This window comes from Roseovarius sp. MBR-6, assembly GCF_040547525.1.
Classification (GTDB): Bacteria; Pseudomonadota; Alphaproteobacteria; order Rhodobacterales; family Rhodobacteraceae; genus Roseovarius.
Genome location: NZ_JBEPPW010000018.1, coordinates 31,245 through 56,543 on the forward strand (window position 1 = coordinate 31,245; position 25,299 = coordinate 56,543).

The window sequence follows — 25,299 nt, forward strand, 5'->3', positions numbered from 1 at the left end:
TTATCGACGCGCGCGTGCATCGCCAAGCTTGCCGAAAAGCGCCGTCCACTGCGCGATGACGGCATCGGAATCCGCATGGGCGGCGTACCAATGCGCGATATGCGCCGGTGCGATCGGGTTTGCGAGCAGCCTGTCCAGTGCCTCACCGATCTCCTCGGGCGTTCGGGCCGCGGGAACATTGCCAAGCCCCGCTTCGTGCAAAAGCCGGGCAAGCTCGCTTTCCGGTTCGATCAGCGCCAGCACCGGCAATCCAAGCGAAAGATACGTCAGAAGCTTGGACGGATAGGCCACGCGATAGATGTCCTTGCGCAATGACAAGAGCCCGATATCGGCCTCGCGGATCAGCTCGCGCGCCTGTGGGTAGGGCAGAAACGGGCCGAAGGTAACCTGTGGATGCTCTGCCCAGCGGCGTTTCAGATCGGCGGTGGCCACACCTTCGCCGAGCAACATCAGCTCAAGGTCAGGATGCCGCGAAAGGGCAAGGGCAACCCCCTCGATCAACAGCGGCAGGTCCTGGAAATGCCCGAGATTGCCGGCAAAGATCACCCGCCGCCGGCCGGGAGCCTTGCGCAGGTCCGGCGGCGGCATGTCCGCGTCGGCACCGAAATCGTCGAGCGCGAAATTGTTGACGACATGGATCGGCAGAGGCCCCAGCCCACGTGCCTGCAACGTCTGCACCATGTCTTCGGACAGCGTCACGATCATCGCGGCGCGCCGCAGCGTCTGATTGTCCAGCCAGCGCAGGATGCGCGCGGGCAGACCACGGCCAAGCGCGCCACCAGAGATCCCCGACACCTCGGGGTGAATATCCTGCAAGTGATAGACAAAGGTAGCCCCCGTCATCCGGGCCGCAAGGCTGGCGGTCCACGCCGCGATCACCGGGGGAAAGGTCGACGCGGTGACGACATCGGGCCGCAGCCGCAGGATCCGTACAAACAGCCCGGCGCAATAGAGAGCCACATTCGCGAGCCGCTTGGGCGGGCTGGCCTTTTCGTTGCGGAACACGCGCAGCCGCCGCACCGTGAGCCGCCCCAGACGCTCGCGGCGCGGTGCCTCGGGGCCGTCGCGATAGGAGGGAAGGGAACTGCACACATGCACGTCGTGACCGCTCTCGGTCAGCGCCTCTCCGATCGAACGCAGCATGATTGCGTAGGGTGCGGTATCGGGAAAGAAGAACCGATGGGTCAGCAGGATCTTCATCGTGACAGCCCCCGGCTTGTTGCATCGCGCGCGTCAAGCCGAAGCGTTGCCCCAAGCGACGCCGTGAGCAGGGCGACACCCATCTCAGATATACCCGTGGCGGCGCATCGGCGCGTCCAGAATTTCCATGACCCGGTCCATATCGGGCAGGTCCGAAGGCCGCTTTCCCGCACCGCCGCGTCGGATTTTTCCTGCCGCCGCAGAGCGGGCTTCGGCGGATGCCTCCATGCCGAGGAAACCCGTCAACCGGTCGAGCATTGCCAGCGGATCGGCGGTAAGGGCCTCATAGCTGAGGGTAAACAGCCTGTCCTCGGCCATCGTGGCAAATGCCGCGTCCGAGCTGTCGATGCAGGCCTGCCATTGCCGGGCGCACAGGGCCTCGACCGGTTCGTGGGCAAACCGTCCCATATCGGCGAAACGTGGCCCCCAGACCCCCATATGTTCCTTGAGGCCAAGCCGGATCGAAATGCGCCGCGCGAGCACCGAGCCCGCGTAGAACGGAAGATCGGATAGCGGCGCATAACGCGCCTTGGCCAGGAAATACGGCAGGCCGCGCACTTCCAGTTCCCCGCGCCACCGCTTGCGCGCCGAGGCGACGACAGCGACCCCGTCCCGCACGATGTAGATGAATTTCGCCTCTGGCAGAACCGCCGCGACAAAGGGCACGCGGAGGCTGTTGGCGCAGGTCTTCTCGATCACGATATCCGGGCGGCCCTGGGCCTTCCAGATGTTGCGAAAGGCCCCCCGGACAAAGCGCCGCACATCGTCTCGTGCCGCCGTGTCGGGCAGTTCATCGTCGGGATGGCGGATGTTTCCATGTCGCCAGATCGGATTGATCTCGTCACAGGGCCATGTGGCCACGCCCGGCAACTGCACAAGCATATCGCGCAGGGCGTTGGTGCCGGACCTCGCGGCGCCGATGATGACCACGGGCTGAAACGGCAGGCTTTCGTTCAGGTTATCGGCCATCGCGGATTCCGTCCCAAGCATTCGACAATCGCGCTGTGCCAAGGATCAGGTTGACCACCCGCTCCGACGTGTTGGTGATGCAGTAGTCGGCGGGCACGGGTTGCGGCAGGCCCGCCGCCGCACGCTCGGCATGGGCCTGGGTGATCGCGTCGACCCCGCCGATGATCGCGGCAAGATCAAGCCCGGTCATGATCACGCACCCCACGTCAAGCGCCTCGGGCCGCTCGATCGCGTCGCGCGGGGTGATCGCCGGAAATCCCAGTATCGAGGCTTCCTCGGCGATGGTGCCGCTGTCGGAGATCGCACAGAAGGCGTGCATCTGGAGATGGTTGTAGTCGTGGAACCCGAAGGGCTTCATCCACTGGATGCGCGCGTCCGGACGCGCCCCGTCCAGCACTTCGAGCCGCTTGCGGGTGCGCGGATGGGTGGACACGATGACCGGCATGTCGTGCCGCTCGGCCAGCGCGTTGAGCGCCACCAGAAGCGCCGAGAGCCGGTCCGCACTGTCGACATTCTCCTCGCGATGCAGCGAAACGATGAAATATCCCCGCGCCGTCAACCCGAGCCGCGCCAGAATGTCCGACGCGTCGATCCGATCACGGTAATGCTCCAGCACCTCGCGCATGGGCGATCCGGTCAGATGGATGCGGCGGTGCGATACCCCCTCCGACAGCAGATGACGCCGCGCATGTTCGGTATAAACGAGGTTGAAATCGGCGATGTGATCGACAAGTTTGCGGTTCGTCTCTTCCGGCACGTTGCGATCGAAAGAGCGGTTGCCCGCCTCCATGTGATAGACCGGGATCTTCATTCGCCGGGCCATGATCGCCGAAATCGCGGAGTTGGTGTCGCCAAGGATCAGCACCGCATCGGGCCGCTCGGCCACCAGCGCCTTTTCGGTCTCGGTCAGGATGCCGCCCAGCGTCTCGCCCAGAGTGCCGCCGCCGACACCAAGGAAATGGTCGGGCTTGCGCACGCCGAGATCAGCGAAAAACACCTCGTTGAGTTCGTAATCGTAATTCTGCCCGGTATGGACGATCACGTGATCGGTATAGCGGTCAAGCCGGGCCATCACGCGCGACAGCCGGATGATCTCGGGCCGCGTGCCGAGGATGGTCATGATCTTGAGGCGGGTCATCGGATTACCTTGTCAGCATAGGTGTCGGGGGCGGTCGGATCGAACAGATCATGCGTCCAGAACAGGGTGAGCAGGTCGCCCGTGCCAACGTTCTCGATGGAATGGGTGTGCAGGGTGGGCATGTCCACCGGGGCCGGGGCATCACCCGACACGCGGTATTCCCACACATCCCCGGTCAGCACCTTGCGAATGCGGATCACCGCCTCGCCCTGCACCACGAGGAACCGCTCGACCTTGCCGATATGGAAATGATCGCCGCGCGTCACGCCCGGTCTGGTGGTCGACAGGAATGTCTGCCCGCCACCGCCGCCCTTGACCGCCTCGAACAACGTGCCGCGCGGATCGGTGTTGAGCCGGAGCGGTCGCGGCCAGCCATCGGGATAGGTGGCCGCACGGTAGGTGTTGAAAAGCGCGCGCTCGAACGGATCCGAAAGATCGGGAAAGATATTGGCGCTATAAAGGTCGTGAAACGCTTGCAGCCGGTCCAGCAACGCGGGCACCCGCATCGGGCGCGGCTCGGGGGCGATCTCTCCGGTGGTGCCGGTCTCGACCGCGTCGATGGCCGCCTGCGCCGCCGCCCCGGCATGCAACAGCCGCACCTGTCCGTCCGGGTTCACGCTCGGCGTGTCACCGGCGAGTATCTGGTGGATGAGGGTGGCGGTCACGTTGTTGTAGAAGGGCCGCGCCCCCTCGCCAAAGATATGGGGCAGAACCATGTCGGTAAATTCCGGCACCGCCGCCGAGAGGATCTCGGCCGCGCGCCGCTTGCCGCGCCCATAGGGCGTGTCGGTCGTGGCATGGGTGGAATTGGCATAGACGATATGCGGCGAGACCCCCGCCGCCCGGCAGCCATCCGCCAGTTGCGTGGCGATGCGCGGATTGCCGGTCTCGACCTCGTCATCGGGGGCCCGGTTCACCCCGGCAAAGTGCAGCACGGCTACCGCACCCGACAGCGCCGCGCGCAGCCTCTCCGCATCGTTGAACGCGGCGCGGTCGAGCGCGACAATGTCGTAGGGGGCCTCGTCACCGCGAAACCGGGCTGCGCAGTTGACGGCATGAAGCCGCGCATGCGCATGCCAGCCCAGAAGACCCGCCGCGCCGGTGATGGCGATGCGCTTCATGACTGAACTCCCGCCGCCTCAAGCTCGGCCCGGATTTCCGGCAAGGACAGCAACAGCGCCTTCACACCGGCCACGTCAAGCCGCTCGGTATTGTGCGAATGATAATCCTCGTGCTGCACGATATCCTGCTGCCCTTCGGTGAAATACGCCTTGTAGTTCAGGTTCCGCTGGTCGAGCACGATCCGGTAATAATCCCCCATATCCTCGGACTGGCTCAGCTCCTCGGCGCTGGCCAGCGTCTCGAACAGCTTTTCGGAGTGACGCCAGCCGATGATCTCGGTGGGGTGATCGGGCTTGCCGAACAGCTCCTTGAGCGCGGTCACCAGGTCCTCGATGGTGCTGGCCGGGGCCTTGCGGATGAACAGGTCACCCTGATGCGCCTCGGTCAGCGCGTGATTGACCAGGGCCACGCTGTCGCGCAGCGGCATCAGGAACCGCGTCATCGTCGGCTCGGTGATGGTGATCGGCTTGTCCTGCCGGATCTGGCGCACGAAAAGCGGGATCGCAGAGCCGCGCGAATACATCACGTTGCCATAGCGCACGCGGGCAATGGTGGTGCGCGCATCGGGGCCAAGCTCGCGCGCGGCGGCCTGCGCGGTCTTTTCCATCAGCGCCTTCGACATGCCCATGGCGTTGATCGGGAACACCGCCTTGTCGGTGGACAGGCACACAAGGCCGCGCACGCCCGCCGCGATGCAGGCGCGGATCACGTTTTCCGAGCCGAGGATGTTGGTGCGCACCGCCTCGTGCGGGAAGAACTCGCAGGACGGCACCTGCTTGAGGGCGGCGGCGTGGAACACGCATTCGACGCCCTGCACGGCCCGCTCGACGGCATCGCGGTCGCGCACATCGCCGATATAGAACCGCACCCGCTCGTCGCGCAGATCGGTGCGCAGGGCGTCCTGCTTTTCCTCGTCACGGCTGAGCACCCGCACCTCCGGACAGCCGCGCGCCAGAAGATCACGCAGCATGGTCTTGCCGAAGGAGCCGGTGCCCCCGGTGATGAGAACGCTTTGGGGAAGGGTCATGTTCATCCTTTCTCTAAGAGCCTATAATTGTTTCGCAGTCGCAGGGAATCGTTCAGCACTAACCAAAAGCTCGGTTATGGCGACGAAGAACGAAACGGACGTTAATCATGAAAATTATCATCGTGATAAGGCCGGTGTTTAGCGGCGACAAAATTCCTCCCGAGACCCACCCGCCCATTGTCATCCCCATGAAAACTAGTGCTAAAAACTTGCTGGGCATGGCGCATTTACCCTCGATTTTCTTGGCTATGAAAACCAAGGAATAGGCCATCGCTGCCGGAACAACAATAAGGCCTGGAATATAGAAGTTATAGTAAACAGAGGTTGCAAGAGATGGGGCCGAATTACCACGAAGAGAACCCCAAAGCACCGAGAAAAGCTCGTTTCCAATTGAGCTAGGCTTGGCAAAAGGACTAATTCCAATAATATCCTGAATCCAGTCACTTCCCCAGACAAAGCCGCGCGTATCAAGGTAATTAAACGTGAGAAGATTTCCAGTTTGATTGAGAAGGAGCACACGCTCCAAGATATGGGAAAACGCCTTGGTATAGCCGGCATCAGACCTACCTTGCAAATCTGACAAAAAGCCAAATATAGCAATGAAGATGAACAGCGCTAATGCTAGACGCACAATTACTCGCGAACTCACTGAAACGCCTTTGAGTATTGTGTAGGCAAACGCAAAAAAAAGAAAAGCAAACGCAAGAGGGAATCTTTGACCCGTTCCAGTCATTAACAAGACCAAAACAGGAAACGTAGTTACTGCGAAAATAATTCTGAAACGCTTGTCGAGATTAAGAAAAATTACTGCCGCAGTCACAGGCATTAGAATATTCTTGAACTGATTAACGTAACCAGCCCCACCGTCAAGGGTGGCGTAATAAGAAAGTCGCGCGCCGGCAATGTCATCCGTGAAGGCAATTTTCGAGTAAATTAACCCACCCTGAGCCACATAATAAAGTATTGTTATTATGATCGAAGCAAAAAATATAAACACACTCCACGACATACGATGGCGTGGTTCGGGTATCATGATAGGGGCGCTAAAAGGCTTACAATGATATAAAACCTTAAATAGAAGGCAGAATGAAAGAAAGGTCAAAAAGAACGCCTGATGGATAACGAGAAACTTGAGCTCTAGATCGTTTGACAGATTAACAAGAAATAGGATTGGCATGTAAAACATGGCCTGCAAAAGTGCTGATAAAAATATAATGGATCTCCCTCCAGCAACCTTAAATACCGCTGCAAGAAAAACAAGATCAACTAGCGTGAATAATATTGTCAGCATATCAATATCCACAAACCCTATTTATCACCGCCAGCCGACAATATAACGCCAGAGCTTGTTTCTCGCTTTGTAAGCCAACTGGTATCGAAAGACAAGCGCGCGGAGTTTCTCGGTCATTGAGACGCCCGTGACGGTAAGAACATCGAGAAGGGTTCCATTGGCGCGCGCCTCCTCAAGGTCTAGTTTTGATTTTATGCGGCTTTTGGAGTCATCGGAAATGGCCGTTTCGTATTTCTCGAGAAACACCTCCGCAACCCGTTCGCGTTTCGAATATCCGGAAACGGCAGTCTTGAAATCACCGCGACTAGCCGATGTGTTTTCAGAATGAATTCGATACAGCAAGGACACGCCGGGACTGTCCATCAGCGTTGCGCCAAGATGCTCTGCACAAAGCCGAATCCACGTGTCCTCATTCGGAAGGGAATCCGGAACGTCGAACGCTTTATCCGCGAAGGCTCGGGACATGATGATGACACCGCCCGAAAAATAACCGCGTTTGTGTTTCGGAATCGTCAGCCCGTCAAAATGCGGATCTTGAGAAAAGCTCTTGAGATGACCGCGGGCCACGGCAAGGTCGTGAAGGGCATCAACCCCCTCCATGCACCCAAAGCGCTTTTCAAGAGAGTCGGGCGGCAAGAGATCGTCACCGGCGAGCAATACGATAAAGCGGCCGCTTGAGTTATTATATGCATGCTTGAGGGCTGCAAGCTTGCCCTTGGTCGGGTTCTCCAAAACCATCGTTCTGGAATCGGCATGCCGTTTTGCAATCGCATAGGTGTCGTCGGAAGATTGGTCGTCAACAATGATATGCTCGAAATCCGCCATGGATTGCGACTGCACGGACGCCATGCAATCGAGGATATGACTTTCCTCGTTATAGGCGGGCGTCAATACACTGATTGCGGGTCTTTTTTCGTCCCGTTCGGGCGTGTCCCGCTCTTGTTCGGTCATGATCTTGGCTCCTGCCGTCACGGTCATTTTTTGCCAGTTACGTTGGTGCTATGAATTTTGTCCTGCCCGCGACCATCCATCGTTGATCGCACGGCGATAACGTAAACCACACCAATATAGATACCATAAAACACCGCTCCCGACAGGGCATAGACCTCGCTGATCCATCCCGCCGCCAGCGCCCCCGCGAGCGCGACGGCCCCGATCCGAAGCGCCGCGCCGATGAATTGCAGCGCCATCGCCACGCGCAGATGGCCGGTGACATGCAGCACGGTCGAGACCGGCGAGGCGGTGAACTGAAGGATATGCCACGGTGTCATCCACAGCACGATCTCCCCCGCCCGCGCCCATTCGGCACCGAAGATCGGACCGAACACATAAGGTGCCAGCAGCCCGAGCGGGACAAGCACCGCCGCCCCCAACGCGAAGAGCGTCAGCGCCGTGCGCCGTGTGAAGGCCGTCAGCGTGCCGTCGCGCAGCCGTGCCGGCGCCTCGGCGATGAAGACCTGCGCGACCGACTGCCCCACCAGGGCCATGGGCATCGCCATCACCTGCATCGCCAACGCCAGATAGCCCGCCTCGGGCCCAAGGGCGATTGCGGCGATCACGATCACCGGCACCTGCATCCCGGCGGAATTGGCCAGCGCCTCGGGCACGGACCAGATGGGAAAGCGCCGATACGCGACCAGCGCCCGCCACATCGCCCCCGGCGACACCGCCGCCAGCGCGCCGCGATCGTTGCGCAGCAGGTCGCGCACCAGCCCGACGATCCCCAGCCCGCTATAGATCATGTGCCCCAGCAGCAATCCGAAGGGCGCGATCCCGGCAAAGCCAAGCCCCAGTTGCGTTCCCGCCCCACCGACCGCGCGGGCCACCCGCGTGCGCGCCACCAGCCCGAAGCGGCGCTTGCGCGACGCCCAGTATTGCAAGGCCTGATAAGCGGCCGCCAGCAGGATCCCGAGCGGGATCATCCACAAAAGCGGCAGCATCCCCGGTTGCCCGATCACCCCCGCCACAAGGTCCGGCACGAAGATCACCGGCACGCTCAGCACGATCCCGAATACAGCAGCGGCAAGCAGCGACAGGGCGAGCAGGTTCGCGGCCTCGCCATCCTCGGCCGGCAATGTGATGGCCATGTTCAGCCGCAGGCTGGCGATCACTGTCACAAGCGACAGAACGGCCATGTAAATCGCAAGCAGCTCGAAATCCGTCGGCGAGTACAGCCGCGTCACCAAAGGCAGCGACAGTGCCAGAATGGCCCGCGCGCCGATGGTGCCACCAGTCAGCACACCGACGCTCCGCGCGAACGATCCGACAGGCAAAAGACGAGAGACGGTCTGTCGCATCAGCCGCTCACCGCCCGCGCGACCGCCTCTGCCACATGTTGCATGGTCGCCGTCTCCATGTACGGATGCATCGGCAGGCTCATCACGTCTTGCGCCGCACGGTCGCCCTTGGGCAAATGAACCGTTGCATCGGCCACCGCCGGTTGCCGATTGAGCGGCAAGGGATAGTGAACCGCCGTCGGGATGCCCGCCTCTTTCAGTGCCGCCTGCACCGTGTCGCGGTGCTCCACCCGGACGGTGTATTGCGCCCAGGCGCTCTGGCAGTCGTCGGCGATCTGCGGGGTGGGCAGGCCCAGCGGGGCTAGGGCCGCATCATAGGCCTCGGCCAGGCGCTGGCGCGCGGCGATCTCGTCGTCGAGGATGGCAAGCTTGGGCAGCAGGATCGCGGCCTGCACCGTATCGAGCCGCGAGTTCACGCCGATGCGGATATGGTGATAGCGGCGGTCCTGCCCGTGCCGGGCGATCTGGCGGATGATCCTGGCCAGATCAGCATCCGAGGTGAACACCGCGCCGCCATCGCCGTAACAGCCCAAGGGCTTGGACGGAAAGAAGCTGGTGCAGCCGATGGTCGACAGGTTGCAGGATTTGCGGCCCCGGTAGCTCGCCCCGAAGCTTTGCGCGCCATCCTCGATGACCGGGATGCCATGGCGGTCGGCGATGGCGTTGATGGCGTCGAAATCGGCGGGTTGACCATAGAGGGACACCGGGATGATCGCCCTGGTGCGCGGGGTGATCGCGGCCTCGAGCAGGGCTGGGTCCATGTTGTAGCTGACCGGGTCGATATCGACATAGACCACCTTGGCCCCCAGCAGAACTGCGGCCTCGGCGGTGGCGATATAGCTGAAGCCCGGCGTGATCACCTCATCCCCCGGCCCCACGCCAAGCGCCATGAGCGCGATCTGCAACGCATCGGTGCCATTGGCAACGCTGATGCAATGGGCCGTGCCGGTATAGGCGGCCAGCCGCTCTTCAAGCTCTGCCACCTCGGGGCCGAGGATATATTGCCCATGCGCCAGAACGCGGGCAAGACCCGCCTCGATCCCGGCGCGAAGCCGGTCCTGTTGGGCGGCGAGGTCGATAAAGGGGATCATATCATTCATCGATTTCATCCGCTGCAAGAGACTTTATAAAATGAAGCCATTTACGATGAGGGACCGCAAAATTTCCAGTTACGACTGTATCATCCGCAACGTCTCTGGTTACAACTGACCCCAACGAAACCTTGGAATTTTTTCCTATCTTAATTCCATTTGTCAAACAAGCGTTGGGTCCGATATAGGAACCCTCGCCCAACTCGCACCGACCTGAAATTTCAGCACAAGCAACAACTGTGGAATTTTTTCCTAAAATCACATCGTGAGCGATATGAATCAAAACGTCCACCATTGCGTTTTCCTGTAAAAGCGTAAAGCCGCCAAAAGTGGCTCGAACCAGTGTGCATTTAGCAAGAACAGTTGCGCCACGCTCCAGCCAAACGCCTCCGGCCTGCTTTAGTATTCGCCGCGGATTGGCCCCTTCAAAAATCTCAAAGGCGTCTAATCCCACAACGACGCCAACTCCAACATGCGCGCCTTCTTCCAAAATCGAACGCTCAAGAATTAAACTAAACGGACCAACAACTGCACCTGGGCCGATCCTGACATCGGACTCGGCAATAACTGCGCTTGGGTGAATTTGAGCGGTTGGGTGAATCTCTGTATCAAAACTCTTCCATAGAAATCCGTCAATGTCGCAAAGTCGTTCATGAATATGAAGAGAAGTGGTCACCGGGTCTTCAGCCACTAACAATCCCATATTTTTCGGAACTAGAGAAGCATTTTCAGGCCGCGTTATTATTCCAGCAATATCACTATACGCTAGAGCGCTCTTCACATGCTCCGGCTTCAGTGCAGGAACCACCCTACGATTTAGATTTGAAGGAATCTTGCCGATGTAAGAAAAATCCACATCACGTATCAATTGTGAATTTAATTCGTCAATAACTGAGCCTAGATTAATAGTGTTACCGGTGAACATTTATTCCTCCCACAAACGGATGCGCCAGATCGCCCGCAGGGGCCAGCGGCGCGTTGCGGATCGTTGCGACGGTTTCGATCGCAACCCGGTTTTCCTCGACGCCAAAGCCGCGCCCGGCCAGAACCTCTTCGTAGATGCGGGTATGCAACTCGGTGAAGCCGTCGGAAAATTCGATTGCCTCGCCATCGGCAAGCACGGCGCGGAAGGTGCGTTTGCCCTTGGCGCGCTCTGCCTCCGGCACATCGTTCACATCAAGCGACAGGAACCAGCGCACGCGCGCGTGCTCGTATTCCAGATATCCGGCCGCCTTGGTGGGGGTGTTGAGGTGAACGATATTTTCCTGCACGGCCCCGTAGACGAAATGCAGCATGTCATAGAAATGCACGCCGATATTCGTGGCGATCCCGCCGGATTTCTCGGTGAGCCCCTTCCAGCTTTTCAGATACCAGTTCCCGCGCGAGGTGATGTAGGTCAGATCGACATCGACCTTGTGACCCGCGGGCATGGCCGCGACCCGGTCGCGCAAGGCGATGATCGCCGGGTGCAGGCGCAGTTGCAGGATGGTGTTGATCTTGCGCCCCGTGTCGGCCTCAAGCGCCTTGAGCCCGTCGATATCGCCGGGGTTGAGGACAAGGGGTTTTTCGCAGATCGCATCGGCACCTGCGCGCAGCGCATAGCGCATATGGGCATCGTGCAGATAGTTGGGCGAGGCAATCGCCACATAGTCAAGCCCGCGACCGGCGCGCCGCTCGGCATCGACATGGGCGTCGAATTGCTCGAACTCGGTGAAGAACTGCGCGTCGGGGAAATGGCTGTCCAGAATGCCGACGGAATCGTTGATATCCATCGCCGCAACCAGATCGTTCCCGGTATCCTTGATGGCCTTCATGTGGCGCGGTGCGATGTAGCCGGCGGCACCGATAAGGGCGAATCTTTTCATCGGTTCAGGCCTTCACGATGTTGTCTGCCGCGTCGCGATAAACGCCCCGGCTGTCGATGACAAGGTTGGCATGGGTGCGGATCAGGTCGTAGTCGAACCTGGCATGATCGGTCGCCAGAACGACGGCATCGAAACCCGCCAGCGTGTCTGCGGTCAGCGGCACGCTCGAGAGGTCAAAGTGATGTTCGCGCATCTTCGGGAATACCGGCACATGCGGGTCGCAATACGCAACCTCGGCCCCCGCCGCGCGGACAAGCTCCATGATCTCGACCGACGGGCTTTCGCGCATGTCATCGACGTTCTTCTTGTAGGCAATGCCAAGCACAAGAATGCGGCTGCCGTTCAGGGCCTTGCGGCGGTCGTTCAGACCCTTGGTCAGCTTGCCCAGCACATATTCGGGCATCGACTTGTTGATCTCGCCCGCCAGTTCGATGAACCGGGTGTGCAGCCCGAATTCGCGCGCCTTCCATGTCAGGTAGAACGGGTCGATGGGGATGCAGTGCCCCCCCAGACCAGGACCGGGATAATAGGCCGTGAACCCGAAGGGTTTTGTCGCCGCGGCGTCGATCACCTCGAAAATGTCGATCCCCATGCGGTCGGCCACCACCTTCATCTCGTTCACCAGGCCGATGTTGACCGAGCGATGGATGTTTTCCAGCAGCTTGGTCATTTCCGCAGCGCGGGTCGAGCTGACCGGCACCACATGGTCGATCACGCCCGTGTAGAGTGCCTGACCCACGGCGAGGCAGCCCGGCGTATGTCCGCCGACGACCTTGGGAATGGTCTGGGTGTTGAAATGCGCATTGCCGGGGTCTTCGCGTTCCGGCGAATAGACGACGAACACGTCCTTGCCGACGGTGAACCCCCTGGCCTCGACGCGGGTCACGATCTCTTCCTCGGTGGTGCCCGGATAGGTGGTGCTTTCCAGCGAAATCACCTGACCATCGCGCAGATAGGGTAGCAGGCTCTCGAGCGTATCAATGACAAAGCTCAGGTCAGGCTCGCGATATTTGTTGAGCGGGGTGGGCACGCAGATGATCAGCGCATCCGCCTCGGACGCCCGCGTCATGTCGGACGTGGCCTCCATGCCGCCCGCCACGGCGCGCGCGATGGCCGCATCGTCAATATGCTCGATCGTGGAATGTCCGGCGTTCAGCCCGGCAACCTTTTCGGGATCAATGTCAAAGCCAAGAACGCGAAACCCGGACTCTGAATAGCGCAGCGCAAGCGGCTGCCCGACATAGCCCATGCCGACGATACCGATGGTCGCCTCGCGCGCCTCAAGCCGGGCGACCAGGGTCTGAATGGAAGCTTGTTTCAATTCAATTGTATCAGTCACGTCACTCTCCAACTGCATGATAAGTTCTATACCACTCCACAAACTGCGCCACGCCATCGGCCATGGGCGTTTCGGGGCGGTAGCCCGTCAATCGCTTGAGCAGCGTGCAATCGGCCCATGTCGCGGGCACGTCGCCGGTTTGCATCGGCATCATGTTGCACACCGCCTTGCGCCCGCAGGCGGCTTCAATCGCGGCGATGAAATCCATCAGGCGGACCTTTTCGGAATTGCCGATATTGACGGTGCGGAACGGCGCGGCAACCGATAGGCTGTCGTCCTCAACGGCCGTCTCCGGCCCACCCGGCACCGCGTCGATCAGCCCCCGGATGCCGCGCACAAGATCGTCGACATAGGTGAAATCGCGCCACATCTCGCCGTGGTTATAGACGTCGATGGGCCGCCCTTCGAGAATGGCGCGCGTGAAGGAGTAATAGGCCATATCGGGCCGCCCCCAGGGGCCATAAACCGTGAAGAAACGGAACATCGTCACCGGCAGCCCGTGGATATGCGCCCAGGCGTGGCCCATCGCCTCATTCGCCTTCTTGGTGGCGGCATAGATGGTCAGCGGCGTGTCGGCCTTTTGCCGTTCATCAAACGGCATGTCCATGTTGGCGCCGTAAACCGACGAGGTCGAGGCCATCAGCAGGTGGCGCACGCGCGCCACGCGCGCCGCCTCCATCACGTTGAACGTGCCAACGACATTCGCGTCGATATAGGCGCGCGGATTTTCCAGGCTGTAGCGCACCCCCGCCTGCGCGGCGAGATGGACGATGACATCGGGCGCAAACCCCGCCACCGCCGCCGAGACCGCGGCGTCATCCTCCAGCATCGCCTCGGTGGCGGAAAAAGCGGGGCTTTCGCGCAGCATGGCATGGCGGCGCTCTTTCAGGCGGACATCGTAGTAATCCGTCATGCCGTCGAAACCGGCCACCGCGTGCCCCTCGGCCAGCAACAGCCGGGCAAGGTGAAAGCCGATGAAGCCAGCGGTTCCGGTGACAAAGATCCGCATCAGCGCCCGACCCCCACATAGGCCTCGAACCCCGCGCGTTTCGCGTCCCTGGCGGAATAGATGTTGCGCAGGTCGGCCATGCGCGGGTGGGCCATCTTCTTTGCCAGCCGCTTGAGATCGAGCGCGCGAAACTCGTTCCACTCGGTCAGGATCACCACCAGATCGGCATTCTGCGCCGCCTTGTAGGGGTCCTCGCTCCAGTGCACGCCGGGCAAGAGCGCCTCGCCCTCGCGCCGCCCTTGCGGGTCGACCACGCGCACCTTGGCCCCGCCGCCCACCAGCGCGGGCACGATGGTCAGGCTGGGCGCGTCGCGCATGTCGTCGGTATTGGGCTTGAAGGTCACGCCCAGAATCGCCACCACCTTGCCGTTGAAACTGCCCTCGCAGAGATCGCGCAGCTTTTCGATCATGCGCAGCTTGACGCCGTCGTTGACGCGCATCACCGTCTCGACAATGGTTTGCGGTACGGCATGTTCCTGCCCGATCCGCGCCAGCGCCGTTGTGTCCTTGGGAAAGCACGAGCCGCCATAGCCGGGACCCGCATGCAGGAACTTGCTGCCGATCCGCCCGTCAAGACCGATGCCGCGCGCCACTTCCTTCACATCCGCGCCGACCCGCTCACAGAGCGCCGCCACCTCGTTGATGAAGCTGATCTTGGTGGCGAGAAACGCGTTGGCGGCGTATTTGATCATCTCTGCCGATTCAAGATCGGTGGTCAGGATCGGGAAATCACGCAGGTAGAGCGGGCGGTAGATATCGGCCATCACCTCCGCCGCGCGTTCGGTCTGGATGCCGACAACCACGCGGTCGGGTTTCATGAAATCCTCGATCGCCGCACCTTCGCGCAGGAATTCGGGGTTCGAGGCCACGTCGAATTCAGCCGTCGGGTTGGCCTTGGCCACCGCCTGCTTGACGCGCCGGTTGGTGCCCACGGGAACGGTCGATTTCGTCACGATCACCGCGTAACCGGTCAGCGCCTGCGCCACCTCCTCGGCGGCGGCCATGACATAGGTGAGGTCCGCGTGCCCGTCACCGCGCCGCGTGGGCGTGCCCACGGCGATGAACACCGCCTCGGCCCCGTCCACCGCGCGCGCCAGATCGGTGGTGAAGGAAAGCCGCCCGGCCTCGACGTTCTTCGCCATCAGCGCATCAAGCCCCGGCTCGTAGATCGGCACCTCGCCGCGCTCCAGACGGGCGATCTTGTCCGGCATCTTGTCGACGCAGATCACGTCATGCCCGAAATCGGAAAAACACACCCCCGAGACAAGCCCCACATAGCCCGTGCCGATCATCGCGATCTTCATGAGCGGCTCTCCTGCGCGTCATCTGCGTCGATTTCGCGCTGAACCGCCTCGATCTCCGCCTTCAGCGCCTCGTATTCGGCCATCTTTCGCGCAAGAAACGCCCGGGTCAGCCGCGCCTTTTCGGCGATGCCCTTGGCTGTCAACACATAGGCGTAGCGCCGCTTGTCCTCGGCGGCCCTGAAATTTCCAAGTTTGATCAGCCCCTTGTCCAGCAGGCCGTTCAGCACATAATGCATGCCGCCCGTGCTCACCCCCACGGCCTTCGCCAGCTCGCGCTGCGACATTTCCGGGTTGTCCTGGAGAAGGCGCAGGATCCGCACCTGGGCATCCTCACGCATCTTGTCGCGCTGGGTGGTCATTGCCTTTGGTCTTTCTCGCAGGTTACCGCTCAAGGATTGCCTTCAGGGTACCTCGGGACAGGTCGGCTCGACGTTTGAAACAGAATCAACATAATCGCTCAAGAATGAGCGATACACGCTATTCACTGCCCGTGCAACCGACGTTTTGATATTTCAGGGATTGCGGCGCATTCGGTCTTCAATTCCAACCGAAACGGGCGCTACCGCGGCAATGCGAAACGATACCGTGTTGCACATTGTCGTGCGTAACGCACCGAACGCGCCGATGCAATCCGCATTTTCTGCAGATGCGAAGCTGCGATTTTCGGAGCAGCGCGGCATGCCAACACCGAGGCAGCGCACGCCGCTCCGTGACACCACGCCCAGAGCGTCTCTGCCCTACTCTGCCGCGGGGACGTCGGTGACTTCAGTTGCATCCTCAGCTTTCGCATCCGCACGTCCCTGGCTGGCCGCGTTGCTGGCTCCTTCCCGGGCCTCCCGGCTCATGGCCTCTTCCATGCTGGTGGTGTTGATCACCAGTTCGAACTGCTCGAGGATCTCGGACGCGTGGCGGTCGAGCCAGGAGCGCACTGCGGCGTTGGCCACAAGCTTCGTCAGGTAGCCCTTGGCGACGACAAGATTCAGCAGCTCCGAGCCATAGCTTTTTTCGGCATCCTTGTACTTTTCCTGCACGTTGTTCATTTCGCGCTCGAGCTTGACAATCTGTTCCAGCGGATCGCCCTTGGGCTCCTCGGGCTTTGGCGGGGTGTAATCGGTGCGCTGTTCCGGCGGCGTCGCTCTCAGGAGCGCATCGGCATGCTGGCCTCCTCCCGCTCGAGCCGCGCCCGCGCCTCAACCAGCACCGCGGTCCAGGCGGCGCTGTCATGGCGTTCGCGCAGGACGGCGATGATCGTGTCCTTCAGGCGCTCGCGCCGGCGGCGGCCGCCCTGACGGGCGATGATCTCGGCGCGCTCGCGATTGAGGTGACGCAGCGCCGTGCGCGCACGGTGAAACCAGTCGGGATCGATCGGCTTGACCGTCCGCTGCCGCGCCAGATCGGCGGTCGCGATCTGCGTGCGGATCTTCGCGATGGCGTCCCCGGTCTCGATCAGGCGCCGGGTGTCGTCGGGCAAGCCGGGGGCGTTCGCGGCCACGCAGGCCGCGTCGGTGGTGTTGGTCATGGTCTGTCTCTCGGGTCTGGCGATGTCCGGGCCGCCGCGCGCTATCCGCCCGCGGCGGCCGAGGGCGTCAGCTCTTGCGGTTCCAAGGCGCGGTGGCCGGCCACTTCGCCGGTCACGACGAAGGCGGCATCGCCTGGGGTCGCATCGCCTCGCTGATCGAAACCTGCAAGGTCAATGGCGTCGAACCCCCTTCGCCTATCTCAAGACCACCCTGACAGCCATCGCCAACGGCCACCCCCAAAGCCGCCTCGACGACCTGCTGCCGTGGAACTTCACGCCGTCAAGCTGACCCGACCGTGGTCCCCAGCGACCGCTTACTGGAAGTTGATCATGGCGTGATGCTGCCACAATGCTTTGAGCGAGGCCAGAACGCAAAAATCCCCCTGGGTTTTCAGGGGGACTTGCGAAACGTTGACTTGGCGTTGACTCGTTTTTGCGCGGGCCGTACACAAGTTTTTTTGTCGTGTTTTAACTGTTTGGAAAGGTTAAGGAATTTGGTTGCGGGAGGGCGATCCAAACTTAACATGCGAGGGTCGCAGGATAAGTTGGTTGCGGGGCCTCGCAACGAACTTAACTTTCTGATCTTCGCGCCAGACTTCTCGGCATGGCGTTACGCCTCTTAAGCGGTTGATACTATGATGCAATCGCTCAGGAAAGTTGTTTTCGCCGTCATGCCGGGTCCGAAAGGAACCCGACATGAAAACCGAGTTCAATACACGTGGAAGCCAGCGAAAGCGTGAAGCGCCCTTCTCGCTCAGACTGACATTCGAGGAACGTGCCAAGCTGGAGGACGCCGCAAACGGCGTGCCGCTTGGCACCTATATCAAGGCGGTGCTCTTCGGCAGCGGCTTACCAGCACCGCGCCGAGATCGAGGCGGTCGTGCAGAGCGCCGACCGTGACGCTGCCTTCGACACCCTGATCAGCGCCATCGGCGCGGCGCTCACCGCTGATCGCACCCTCGGCGGTCTCTGCGACTGGGTCGAACCTGAGGCCCCGGCCTCGGTCGATCTGCCCGTCGAGGGCGCAGCAGCCCTGAAGGCTGCGGTGATCACGCTCAACCTGCGCTACACCACCGCCAGCCCGTTGGGCTGATCCCAGCAACACCCCCACAAAAAGGAGACCCCCATGGCACGTGCGCAAGGCGCGCGGGCGCAGATGGCGCTCGGCTTTGAGACAATCTACGGCACTCCGCCGGTTGGCGGCTACACCAGGATGCCCTTTGCCAGCACCTCGCTGGGATCGGAACAGCCGCTCCTGAACTCCGAACTTCTGGGCTATGGCCGCGATCCGCTGGCCCCGATCAAGGATGCGGTCACGGCCGATGGCGATGTCGTTGTGCCGATTGACGCCGAAGCGTTCGGGGTCTGGCTGAAGGCGGCATTTGGCGATCCCACGATCACCGGCGCGGCGGCACCCTACACCCATGAGTTCCGTTCGGGCAGCTGGACTCTGCCCTCGATGTCCATCGAGACCGCCATGCCCGAGGTGCCGCGCTATGCGATGTATTCCGGCTGCGTGCTGGATCAGCTCAGCTGGCAAGTGCAGCGCTCCGGGCTGCTGACGGGAACCGCGCGGCTGGTGGCGCAGGGCGAGGCAGTGGGCACGCTCAGCAATGCAGGCACGCCCGCCGATCTGGCGCTGAAACGGTTTGGCCATTTCAACGGCGCGATCAGCCGCAACGGCACGGCTCTCGGCAACGTGGTCTCGGCCGAGATCACCTATGCCAACAATCTCGACCGGATCGAGACCATCCGTGCGGACGGCAGGATCGACGGCGCCGACCCAAGCATCGCCGCTCTCACCGGCCGGATCGAGGTGCGCTTTGCCGACAGCACACTGGTGACACAAGCGATCAATGGCGAGCCTTCCGAGATCAGCTTCGCCTATCTCCTGCCCTCGGGCGAGAGTTTCAGCTTCACGATCCACGCCGTCTATCTGCCGCGCCCCCGGATCGAGATTTCCGGGCAGCAGGGCGTGCAGGCCACCTTCGACTGGCAGGCAGCGCGCGACAGCACCGTGGGCCGGATGTGCACCGCAACCCTGATCAATGATATCGAGGCTTACTGATGATCCGCCTGAACCTCACCACCACGCCACAATGGCTGGAGCTGGCCCCCGGCCTGCGCCTGCGGGTCGCACCGCTCACCACCGCGCTGATGGTCGCGGCCCGGGCCGATGCCACCATCGAGGCTTTGTCCGAAGATGCCAGTCAGGAAGAGCTGGCGCTCGCCATGGCCAAAGCCGTCGCCCGCCGCGCGGTGCTGGACTGGGAGGGCGTCGGCGACGACGCGGGCAATGTCGTGCCGGTCACGCCCGAGGGCATTGATGCGCTGCTGGAGATCTGGCCGGTCTTCGAGGCGTTCCAGACCTCCTATGTCGCGCGCGGTCTCATTCTGGACGAAGAAAAAAACGCCTGCGCGCCCTTGCCGAGTGGTCCTACGGCGGGGGCGACCGCTATTGCACCGCCTGCACCAGATCCTGCCCGGACTGCCCCGCAAGACTGAACCGGCCGCACAGCTTCGACGGCTGGCAGGTCTGGGACCTGGTCGGCCGTCTTGGCGGGCAGCTGCGTGTCACGCCCGGTGCGGTGCTGGGCTGGGATATGGGCGCGGCTCTGGCGCTGGCAGAGGCGCTGGGCGTGGACCCCCTGATCGCCGCCGAACTGCTGCCCGGGATCGAGGCGGTGATGGTGCGCAAACTGAACGAAGAGATGGAAGGACGCCGCGATGGCTGAAAAACGCGTTTCCGTGCGCCTTGTGGCGGAAGGCGGCCGCCAGGTGCGTGCCGAGCTTGAGGGCGTGGGCGAGGCCGGGGCGCGCGGGTTCGGGCGGCTGTCGCGCGAGATGGATCTCGCCAATGCCCGCATGGCAGGTTTTGCGCGGCGCGCGCGGGTGGCGGCCGCCGCCGCCACGGTGGCACTGGCGGCTGCCGGGGCCGCGATGATCCGCTCGGGGCTGCGAACGGTGGATGCGCAGGCCAAGCTCGCGGCCTCACTGGATACCACTGTCGCCAGCATCCAGGTGCTGGAGCGTGCAGGCGATCTGGCGGGCGTGTCGATGGGTCAGGTCGAGCAGGCCACGGCGCAGCTTACACGGCGGCTGAGCCAGGCGGCGGCCGGGACTGGCCCAGCCGTGGACGCCCTGCGCCGCCTGCAACTTTCGGCCGAAGACCTGCAGCGCCTGCCATTGGATCAGCGCATCGCCAACATTCAGGAGGCGCTGGGCCAGTTCGTGCCCGAGGCCGAGCGCGCGGCCGTGGCCTCCCAGCTCTTCGGCGATCGGGCGGCGCTGGTCTTCACCCGGATCGACACGGCCACGCTGCGCCAGGCGACCGAGGATGTGCTCGCCTTCGGGGTGGTGGTCTCGGACGCGGACGCGGGCCAGATCGAGCGCACCAATGATGCGATCTCGCGGCTGGGGCTGATCTGGCGCGGGGTCTCGAACCAGCTCGCCGTCGCGGCCGCCCCGGCGCTGGAGGCGGTGGCCAATGCGCTGGCAGCGGTCGCCAGCCGCAGCGGACCGCTCGGCATCGCCATCAGGGCGCTCTTCGACAATATCGGCCGTCTGACCTCCATCGCCGCCACTTTTGCGGCCCTGATGGCAGGACGCCGGGTGGCCGGTCTGGCGGCTGCGGCGCTCTCGGTGCGCGGGCTGGCCACGGCGCTTGTCGTCCTGCGCGGCGCGCTGATCCGCACCGGCATCGGTGCGCTGATTGTCGGCGCGGGCGAGCTGGTGTTCCAGTTCACCCGGCTGGTTTCCGGCGCGGGCGGGTTCGGTGCCGCCATGGGGCTGCTGAAGGATCTGGCGGTCGAGGTCTGGGAGCGGCTCGGGATGGGGGCTGCCGCGGCAGGGGCCAGCGCCACGGCCATGTTTCTTGATCTCAAATCGGATGCCGCCTCGGCCATGCAGAGCGCCATTGCAAGCGTGGTGGGCTTTGGCAATACCGCCGCCAACACCTTTGAGGGCGCCTTTGAAGCCATCAAGTCGATCTGGGGCCTTCTGCCCGCCGCCATCGGCGATCTGGCGTTTCAGGCGGCGAACAGCCTGATCGACGGGGTCGAGGCGATGCTCAATGGCGTGGTGGCCCGGATCAACGGCTTCATCGCCAGCGTCAACACCGGGCTTGAGGCGCTGGGCTCCGCGCGCCGCATCACCCTTCTGGGCGATCTTGATCTGGGCGGCATCGAGAACCGCTTTGCCGGGGCGGCCACGAGGGCCGCAACCGCCGCCAAAGACGCCTTCGCGCGGGCCTTCGAAGACAACCCCCTGACACTGCCCGACGTGGGGCTGAGCGAGATCGCCCGCGAGGCGCAGGCTGCGGCGGAGGTCCACCGCGCGGCGGCAACCGAACTGGCAGCGGGTGCGCTGGCCCCTCTGGCCAGCTGGCAGGCGCTGAAGGATGCCGTGGCGGGGACTGGCGCAGATGGCGCGGCGGCCCTTGCTGGCGCGACGAATGCCGCCGAGCAGTTCGACAACGCGATCACCGAAGCCGGGCGTAGCTCGGGTGGCGCGGGCGCGGCGGCCGCAAAAGGGGCAGAAGTGGCCAAGGTTGGCTGGGAGGCGGTCGTTGCCACCCTGTCCGAGTTTGCCAACAAGGCCCGCGACATCGGCGGCGATATCGGGAGCACATTGGTCGGAGCCTTCCAGAGCGCCGAGACTGCGGTGGGCGACTTCGTCAAGACCGGCAAGCTCGATTTCGGCGATCTGGTCAGCTCGATGATTGCCGATCTGGCGAAGCTCGCGGCACGGCGTTTCATCCTCGGGCCAATCGCCAATGCGCTGTCGGGCGCGCTGGGCACACTGGGTGGCGCAGGCGGGATCTTCGCAAGCGTCCTGCACGCGGGCGGCACGGTCGGATCCCCCGGGCCGGGCCGCCTGGTGCCCGCCCTGGCCTTTGCCGGGGCGCCGCGTCTGCATGACGGGGGTCTGGCCGGGTTGAACCGGGGGTCTGGATTTGCAGGCCTGCGGCCCGACGAGGTGCCTGCGATCCTGCAACGCGGCGAGCGGGTTCTGTCGCGCCGCGAGGTGGCAGGCTCCGGTCCGAGGTCGGGCCAGCGCGAGGTCAGCGCGCCAAGCATCTCGGTCACGATCAACGCCCGCGATGCCGACAGTTTCCGGCAGTCGCGCACGCAGGTAGCAAGTGACATCGCCCGCGCGGTGTCGCTGGGCCAGAGGGGTCTCTGATGGCCTTCCATGAGCTGCGCTTCCCCGACACCATCAGCCGTGGCGCGCGCGGCGGACCCGAGCGGCGCACGCAGGTGGTGGAACCGGCGAGTGGCGACGACGGCCTTCCAGCTGGTCAAGCATTACAGTTCCGGCGCACAGAGCTGGCCCCGCGCCATCGCCAAACCTGTGGCAGGCAGCGTGCGGATCGCGCTGGACGGGGTCGAGCAGTTCAGCGGCTGGTCTGTCGATACCACCAGCGGCGTGGTCTCCTTCGACACCGCCCCCAACGCGGGCGTGGCCATCACCGCCGGTTTTACCTTCGATGTGCCGGTGCGGTTTGACACGGACGTGCTCGACGTCACCCCCAATGTAGAACGGCTCGGGTCGATCACGTCCATTCCGCTGGTGGAGATCCGGCGGTGACTATCAATCCTTGCCCATCATCGCCTTGATGTCCTTGATTTGCACAAAGAGCGTCATCGGCTCCGAGGTGGTCTCGACAAATCCGGCACCCTGATAGAACGCCTTGGCGCGATCATACAGCGCATGGACAAGAATTGCGGCAATGCCGACCTCCTCTGCCGCCGCCGTGATCCGCAGCACCGCATCACGCAGCAGGGCGCGCCCGAGGCCATTGCCTTGCTCGGAGGCGTCTATCGCCAATCTGCCCGGCACGATGACAGGAACCGGATCCGGCAGGTTCTGCCTGAGCTTGCGCGGCGCAAGATCGTGACTGACCGACCCGGCGGCAAGCGCGTAGAAGCCGACCACCCGCTGGCCCCGGCAGAGCACATATGTGCGCGATGCGCCCGACGCCTGATTGGCCCGGGCCTTGCGTTTCAGCCAGGCATCCAGCGTTGGGGCCCCGGACGCAAAGCCGTCGGTCAGGTGGTCATCCCTCAAGGGTTCCGGCGCCCGCAGCGGCTCCTCAGCCGCTGTCACCGGTCCCATGGTGCGGGCGTGGCCAGCAACTTGCGCAGATGCTCATCAGGTTCGGGGGGAGCGTCCAGCCGAGCCATGAAGGCCCCGAACTGCTCTGCATCCAGCCGGAACGTCGTGCGATCCATGAGCGCGTCTTCGGCGGCCTGCCGACTGGCCTCCATCATGAACTCCGAGCGGTTCTTGCCAAGGGCTGCCGCGGCACGGTCGATCAGATCGCGGTCCCGAGGGGTCACGCGAAGATTGATCAGCGAACGCCGCTGGGCGTCCTCGTTGGGTGTTACGGCGACCATTTCGCACTCTCCTGCGATGAACTGACCCTACATGTAAAGACATGAGCTTTACATTTCAACCACGGAACGGAGGCAAGACATGAAATCCCTCTCCCCCGCGCTGCAAGCCCACCTTGACGAAGGCACGACCACGCTCGCTTGGGTGTGGCGGATCACGCGTTCCGATGGCGTAACCTTCGGTTTCACCGATCATGATCGCACGCTGAGCCTCATTGGGACAGATTTCGAGCCCGAGAGCGGGCTGACGGCCTCCGAGGTGCGCTCTGGCTCGGGCCTGTCCGTTGATGCGCAGGATGCGGAGGGCGTGCTGAGCTCGGATCGCATCACCGAGACCGATATTCTCGACGGGCGCTGGGACAATGCGCAGGTCGAGCTCTGGCGGGTGAACTGGGGTGACACCAGCCAGCGCGTGCTCTTGCGGCGCGGGGCGGTGGGCCAGATCCGTCGCGGGCGCATGGCCTTCGTAGCCGAGGTGCGCAGCCTCGCGCATGTGCTGGGCCAGACCGTCGGGCGGACGTTTCAGGCGGGCTGCGACGCGGCGCTGGGCGATGCGCGCTGCGGTATCGATCTGGAAAACGCGGTCTACAAGGGCACCGGCGTGGTCACCGAACTGCTGCGCGACCGGGCCTTCCGGGCGTCTGGTCTGGCGGGGTTCGAGGCCGGGTGGTTTGCCTCTGGCACCCTCACCTGGACCAGCGGGGCCAATGCCGGACGCATCGCGGAAGTTCTGGCGCATGAGCTGGCGGGCACCGTCGCAACCCTGACCCTGCTGGAAGCATCGGTGCGCGCCATCGGTGAGGGTGACAGCTTCATCGCGCGCGCCGGTTGCGACAAGCGGATCGCCACCTGCACAGCCAAATTCGCCAATGTCCTGAACTTCCGCGGCTTTCCGCACATTCCCGGACAAGACACCGTTCTTCGCTATGCGTCGCCGGGCACGAACCATGAGGGAGAGGTGCTGTGACCAAGCCCCAGCCATCCGTCGCCGATCCGGCCCGCGTCATTGCCGCCGCGCGCTGCTGGCTGGGCACGCCCTATCACGATCAGGCGAGCCTCTGCGGGGTCGGCTGCGATTGTCTGGGCCTCGCGCGCGGCGTCTGGCGCGACGCGGTGGGGTCCGAGCCCTTTCCCATGCCGCCCTACAGCCGGGACTGGGGCGAGATGGGTGCCCGCGAGGTGCTGGCCGAGGGGGCGCGGCGGATGATGGTGGAGCGCGATCCCGCCGACGCCCCACCCGGCGCGCTGGTCTTGTTTCGGATGATGCCACGCGCCATCGCCAAGCATGTCGGCATCCTGACCGGACCTGACCGGTTTATCCATGCCTATGAACGGCTGGGCGTGGTCGAGCAAGGGCTCACCCCCGCCTGGCGGCGGCGCATTGCCTTCGCCTTTCTGTTCCCCAAAAGCTGAGACCTCCTACATGGCAACCCTTGTCCTCGGCGCCGTCGGCACCGCGATTGGCGGCTCGATCGGCGGCAGCCTCCTTGGCGTCAGTGCCGCCAGCATCGGCGGCTTTGTCGGCTCCAGCCTTGGCGGCGTGATCGACAACTGGATCGTCTCGGCACTGGCGCCCGCGCAACGCATCGAGGGCGCGCGGCTGGACAGCCTGACCGTCACCGCCTCGACCGAAGGCGCGGTGTCAACGGCGGAGACAAAACCGGCCACGTGGCGGTGCAAAAGTAGGCCAGTGGCGGGGCACTAAGCGCCATGGCGCGTGCGCTGCCCAAATA

Annotated in this window: 26 protein-coding genes and 4 pseudogenes; 11 read left to right on the forward strand and 19 right to left on the reverse strand. The window is 63.0% G+C overall.

What is annotated here, in order from left to right; genetic code table 11:
- From ABIE57_RS17120 to ABIE57_RS17200, 17 genes are all read right to left on the reverse strand, one after another.
- Positions 1-1,200 carry a glycosyltransferase family 4 protein gene (locus tag ABIE57_RS17120; RefSeq protein WP_354540245.1) on the reverse strand — a complete coding sequence of 400 codons (1,200 nt, stop codon included), beginning with the start codon at positions 1,198-1,200 and terminating at the stop codon, positions 1-3.
- Between the two features lie 84 nt (positions 1,201-1,284).
- The gene (locus tag ABIE57_RS17125; protein ID WP_354540246.1) at positions 1,285-2,169 is read right to left on the reverse strand and encodes a sulfotransferase family protein; all 885 of its coding nucleotides are present in this window, start codon (positions 2,167-2,169) and stop codon (positions 1,285-1,287) included.
- Positions 2,159-3,307 (reverse strand): non-hydrolyzing UDP-N-acetylglucosamine 2-epimerase, encoded by a 1,149-nt coding sequence (wecB, locus tag ABIE57_RS17130; RefSeq protein ID WP_354540247.1) that lies wholly within the window; start codon positions 3,305-3,307, stop codon positions 2,159-2,161. The genes ABIE57_RS17125 and wecB overlap by 11 nt, the downstream gene beginning before the upstream one ends.
- Complete coding sequence (locus tag ABIE57_RS17135; protein WP_354540248.1) at positions 3,304-4,428, reverse strand: polysaccharide biosynthesis C-terminal domain-containing protein; 1,125 nt, start codon at positions 4,426-4,428, stop codon at positions 3,304-3,306. The genes wecB and ABIE57_RS17135 overlap by 4 nt, the downstream gene beginning before the upstream one ends.
- Entirely contained in the window at positions 4,425-5,456 is a 1,032-nt protein-coding gene (locus tag ABIE57_RS17140; RefSeq protein ID WP_354540249.1) for an SDR family NAD(P)-dependent oxidoreductase, read from the reverse strand. Before ABIE57_RS17140 ends, ABIE57_RS17135 begins: the two co-directional genes overlap by 4 nt.
- Before the next feature lie 58 nt (positions 5,457-5,514).
- On the reverse strand, positions 5,515-6,759 hold the full coding sequence (locus tag ABIE57_RS17145; protein WP_354540250.1) for a hypothetical protein: 1,245 nt from the start codon (positions 6,757-6,759) through the stop codon (positions 5,515-5,517).
- A 12-nt stretch (positions 6,760-6,771) separates the two neighbouring features.
- Entirely contained in the window at positions 6,772-7,698 is a 927-nt protein-coding gene (locus ABIE57_RS17150) for a glycosyltransferase family 2 protein (RefSeq protein WP_354540251.1), read from the reverse strand.
- Positions 7,699-7,721: 23 nt separating this feature from the next.
- Positions 7,722-9,044, reverse strand: coding sequence for a lipopolysaccharide biosynthesis protein (locus ABIE57_RS17155; RefSeq protein ID WP_354540252.1), 1,323 nt, complete (start codon positions 9,042-9,044; stop codon positions 7,722-7,724).
- Positions 9,044-10,144 (reverse strand): DegT/DnrJ/EryC1/StrS family aminotransferase, encoded by a 1,101-nt coding sequence (locus tag ABIE57_RS17160; protein WP_354540253.1) that lies wholly within the window; start codon positions 10,142-10,144, stop codon positions 9,044-9,046. Before ABIE57_RS17160 ends, ABIE57_RS17155 begins: the two co-directional genes overlap by 1 nt.
- A complete protein-coding gene (locus ABIE57_RS17165) occupies positions 10,137-11,060 on the reverse strand; it encodes an LbetaH domain-containing protein (RefSeq protein WP_354540254.1) in 924 nt (307 codons plus the stop codon). The genes ABIE57_RS17160 and ABIE57_RS17165 overlap by 8 nt, the downstream gene beginning before the upstream one ends.
- Entirely contained in the window at positions 11,047-12,000 is a 954-nt protein-coding gene (locus ABIE57_RS17170) for a Gfo/Idh/MocA family protein (protein WP_354540255.1), read from the reverse strand. The genes ABIE57_RS17165 and ABIE57_RS17170 overlap by 14 nt, the downstream gene beginning before the upstream one ends.
- A 4-nt stretch (positions 12,001-12,004) precedes the next feature.
- Positions 12,005-13,306: a nucleotide sugar dehydrogenase gene (locus tag ABIE57_RS17175; protein ID WP_354540270.1), complete on the reverse strand. Its 1,302-nt coding sequence runs from the start codon at positions 13,304-13,306 to the stop codon at positions 12,005-12,007.
- 34 nt (positions 13,307-13,340) lie between these two features.
- The gene (locus ABIE57_RS17180) at positions 13,341-14,351 is read right to left on the reverse strand and encodes an NAD-dependent epimerase/dehydratase family protein (protein WP_354540271.1); all 1,011 of its coding nucleotides are present in this window, start codon (positions 14,349-14,351) and stop codon (positions 13,341-13,343) included.
- Positions 14,348-15,652: a UDP-glucose dehydrogenase family protein gene (locus tag ABIE57_RS17185; protein WP_354540256.1), complete on the reverse strand. Its 1,305-nt coding sequence runs from the start codon at positions 15,650-15,652 to the stop codon at positions 14,348-14,350. Before ABIE57_RS17185 ends, ABIE57_RS17180 begins: the two co-directional genes overlap by 4 nt.
- Positions 15,649-16,011: a MarR family EPS-associated transcriptional regulator gene (locus ABIE57_RS17190; RefSeq protein ID WP_354540257.1), complete on the reverse strand. Its 363-nt coding sequence runs from the start codon at positions 16,009-16,011 to the stop codon at positions 15,649-15,651. Before ABIE57_RS17190 ends, ABIE57_RS17185 begins: the two co-directional genes overlap by 4 nt.
- Before the next feature lie 378 nt (positions 16,012-16,389).
- A complete protein-coding gene (locus ABIE57_RS17195) occupies positions 16,390-16,794 on the reverse strand; it encodes a plasmid partitioning protein RepB C-terminal domain-containing protein (protein ID WP_354540272.1) in 405 nt (134 codons plus the stop codon).
- Positions 16,791-17,171, reverse strand: coding sequence for a hypothetical protein (locus ABIE57_RS17200; RefSeq protein WP_354540258.1), 381 nt, complete (start codon positions 17,169-17,171; stop codon positions 16,791-16,793). Before ABIE57_RS17200 ends, ABIE57_RS17195 begins: the two co-directional genes overlap by 4 nt.
- A 104-nt stretch (positions 17,172-17,275) precedes the next feature.
- On the opposite strand from ABIE57_RS17200, the pseudogene ABIE57_RS17205 reads away from it, so the two are divergent.
- From ABIE57_RS17205 to ABIE57_RS17240, 8 genes and pseudogenes are all read left to right on the forward strand, one after another.
- Positions 17,276-17,460: pseudogene (locus ABIE57_RS17205) on the forward strand (transposase domain-containing protein); the annotation flags it as partial.
- A gap of 407 nt (positions 17,461-17,867) precedes the next feature.
- Positions 17,868-18,071, forward strand: a complete 204-nt coding sequence (locus ABIE57_RS17210; protein WP_354540273.1) for a hypothetical protein — start codon at positions 17,868-17,870, stop codon at positions 18,069-18,071.
- Positions 18,022-18,264, forward strand: a pseudogene (locus ABIE57_RS17215) (acyl-CoA transferase); the annotation flags it as partial. The gene ABIE57_RS17210 and the pseudogene ABIE57_RS17215, both read left to right, overlap by 50 nt.
- 33 nt (positions 18,265-18,297) lie before the next feature.
- A complete protein-coding gene (locus ABIE57_RS17220) occupies positions 18,298-19,239 on the forward strand; it encodes a phage tail tube protein (RefSeq protein WP_354540259.1) in 942 nt (313 codons plus the stop codon).
- Positions 19,239-19,676 (forward strand): phage-derived protein YdaY family protein, encoded by a 438-nt coding sequence (locus tag ABIE57_RS17225; protein WP_354540260.1) that lies wholly within the window; start codon positions 19,239-19,241, stop codon positions 19,674-19,676. The genes ABIE57_RS17220 and ABIE57_RS17225 overlap by 1 nt, the downstream gene beginning before the upstream one ends.
- A gap of 62 nt (positions 19,677-19,738) precedes the next feature.
- On the forward strand, positions 19,739-19,906 hold the full coding sequence (locus ABIE57_RS17230; protein ID WP_502950140.1) for a DUF7697 family protein: 168 nt from the start codon (positions 19,739-19,741) through the stop codon (positions 19,904-19,906).
- Positions 19,899-22,355, forward strand: coding sequence for a phage tail tape measure C-terminal domain-containing protein (locus ABIE57_RS17235; protein ID WP_354540262.1), 2,457 nt, complete (start codon positions 19,899-19,901; stop codon positions 22,353-22,355). The genes ABIE57_RS17230 and ABIE57_RS17235 overlap by 8 nt, the downstream gene beginning before the upstream one ends.
- Positions 22,355-22,760, forward strand: a pseudogene (locus ABIE57_RS17240) (DUF2460 domain-containing protein). The gene ABIE57_RS17235 and the pseudogene ABIE57_RS17240 overlap by 1 nt, the downstream one beginning before the upstream one ends.
- 3 nt (positions 22,761-22,763) lie before the next feature.
- Here the strand turns inward: ABIE57_RS17240 and ABIE57_RS17245 are convergent.
- Entirely contained in the window at positions 22,764-23,240 is a 477-nt protein-coding gene (locus ABIE57_RS17245; protein ID WP_354540263.1) for a GNAT family N-acetyltransferase, read from the reverse strand.
- Positions 23,241-23,275: 35 nt separating this feature from the next.
- The gene (locus tag ABIE57_RS17250; RefSeq protein ID WP_354540264.1) at positions 23,276-23,569 is read right to left on the reverse strand and encodes a type II toxin-antitoxin system TacA family antitoxin; all 294 of its coding nucleotides are present in this window, start codon (positions 23,567-23,569) and stop codon (positions 23,276-23,278) included.
- A gap of 79 nt (positions 23,570-23,648) precedes the next feature.
- On the opposite strand from ABIE57_RS17250, the gene ABIE57_RS17255 reads away from it, so the two are divergent.
- The 3 genes and pseudogenes from ABIE57_RS17255 to ABIE57_RS17265 all read left to right on the forward strand — a co-directional run.
- On the forward strand, positions 23,649-24,533 hold the full coding sequence (locus ABIE57_RS17255) for a phage/gene transfer agent baseplate hub protein (RefSeq protein ID WP_354540265.1): 885 nt from the start codon (positions 23,649-23,651) through the stop codon (positions 24,531-24,533).
- Complete coding sequence (locus ABIE57_RS17260; RefSeq protein WP_354540266.1) at positions 24,530-24,979, forward strand: NlpC/P60 family protein; 450 nt, start codon at positions 24,530-24,532, stop codon at positions 24,977-24,979. The genes ABIE57_RS17255 and ABIE57_RS17260 overlap by 4 nt, the downstream gene beginning before the upstream one ends.
- A gap of 10 nt (positions 24,980-24,989) precedes the next feature.
- Positions 24,990-25,208: pseudogene (locus tag ABIE57_RS17265) on the forward strand (hypothetical protein); the annotation flags it as partial.
- Positions 25,209-25,299 lie beyond the last annotated feature (91 nt).

Bases quoted from the DNA above. Each gene is read 5' to 3' on its own strand.
- ABIE57_RS17250 (WP_354540264.1), bottom strand. From the start codon at position 23,569: ATGGTCGCCGTAACACCCAACGAGGACGCCCAGCGGCGTTCGCTGATC.
- ABIE57_RS17200 (WP_354540258.1), bottom strand. From the start codon at position 17,171: ATGACCAACACCACCGACGCGGCCTGCGTGGCCGCGAACGCCCCCGGC.
- ABIE57_RS17125 (WP_354540246.1), bottom strand. From the start codon at position 2,169: ATGGCCGATAACCTGAACGAAAGCCTGCCGTTTCAGCCCGTGGTCATC.
- ABIE57_RS17160 (WP_354540253.1), bottom strand. From the start codon at position 10,144: ATGAATGATATGATCCCCTTTATCGACCTCGCCGCCCAACAGGACCGG.
- ABIE57_RS17190 (WP_354540257.1), bottom strand. From the start codon at position 16,011: ATGACCACCCAGCGCGACAAGATGCGTGAGGATGCCCAGGTGCGGATC.
- ABIE57_RS17135 (WP_354540248.1), bottom strand. From the start codon at position 4,428: ATGAAGCGCATCGCCATCACCGGCGCGGCGGGTCTTCTGGGCTGGCAT.
- ABIE57_RS17210 (WP_354540273.1), top strand. From the start codon at position 17,868: ATGAAAACCGAGTTCAATACACGTGGAAGCCAGCGAAAGCGTGAAGCG.
- ABIE57_RS17170 (WP_354540255.1), bottom strand. From the start codon at position 12,000: ATGAAAAGATTCGCCCTTATCGGTGCCGCCGGCTACATCGCACCGCGC.
- ABIE57_RS17225 (WP_354540260.1), top strand. From the start codon at position 19,239: ATGATCCGCCTGAACCTCACCACCACGCCACAATGGCTGGAGCTGGCC.
- ABIE57_RS17150 (WP_354540251.1), bottom strand. From the start codon at position 7,698: ATGACCGAACAAGAGCGGGACACGCCCGAACGGGACGAAAAAAGACCC.
- ABIE57_RS17165 (WP_354540254.1), bottom strand. From the start codon at position 11,060: ATGTTCACCGGTAACACTATTAATCTAGGCTCAGTTATTGACGAATTA.
- ABIE57_RS17155 (WP_354540252.1), bottom strand. From the start codon at position 9,044: ATGCGACAGACCGTCTCTCGTCTTTTGCCTGTCGGATCGTTCGCGCGG.
- wecB (WP_354540247.1), bottom strand. From the start codon at position 3,307: ATGACCCGCCTCAAGATCATGACCATCCTCGGCACGCGGCCCGAGATC.
- ABIE57_RS17120 (WP_354540245.1), bottom strand. From the start codon at position 1,200: ATGAAGATCCTGCTGACCCATCGGTTCTTCTTTCCCGATACCGCACCC.
- ABIE57_RS17140 (WP_354540249.1), bottom strand. From the start codon at position 5,456: ATGACCCTTCCCCAAAGCGTTCTCATCACCGGGGGCACCGGCTCCTTC.
- ABIE57_RS17185 (WP_354540256.1), bottom strand. From the start codon at position 15,652: ATGAAGATCGCGATGATCGGCACGGGCTATGTGGGGCTTGTCTCGGGG.
- ABIE57_RS17235 (WP_354540262.1), top strand. From the start codon at position 19,899: ATGGCTGAAAAACGCGTTTCCGTGCGCCTTGTGGCGGAAGGCGGCCGC.
- ABIE57_RS17255 (WP_354540265.1), top strand. From the start codon at position 23,649: ATGAAATCCCTCTCCCCCGCGCTGCAAGCCCACCTTGACGAAGGCACG.
- ABIE57_RS17220 (WP_354540259.1), top strand. From the start codon at position 18,298: ATGGCACGTGCGCAAGGCGCGCGGGCGCAGATGGCGCTCGGCTTTGAG.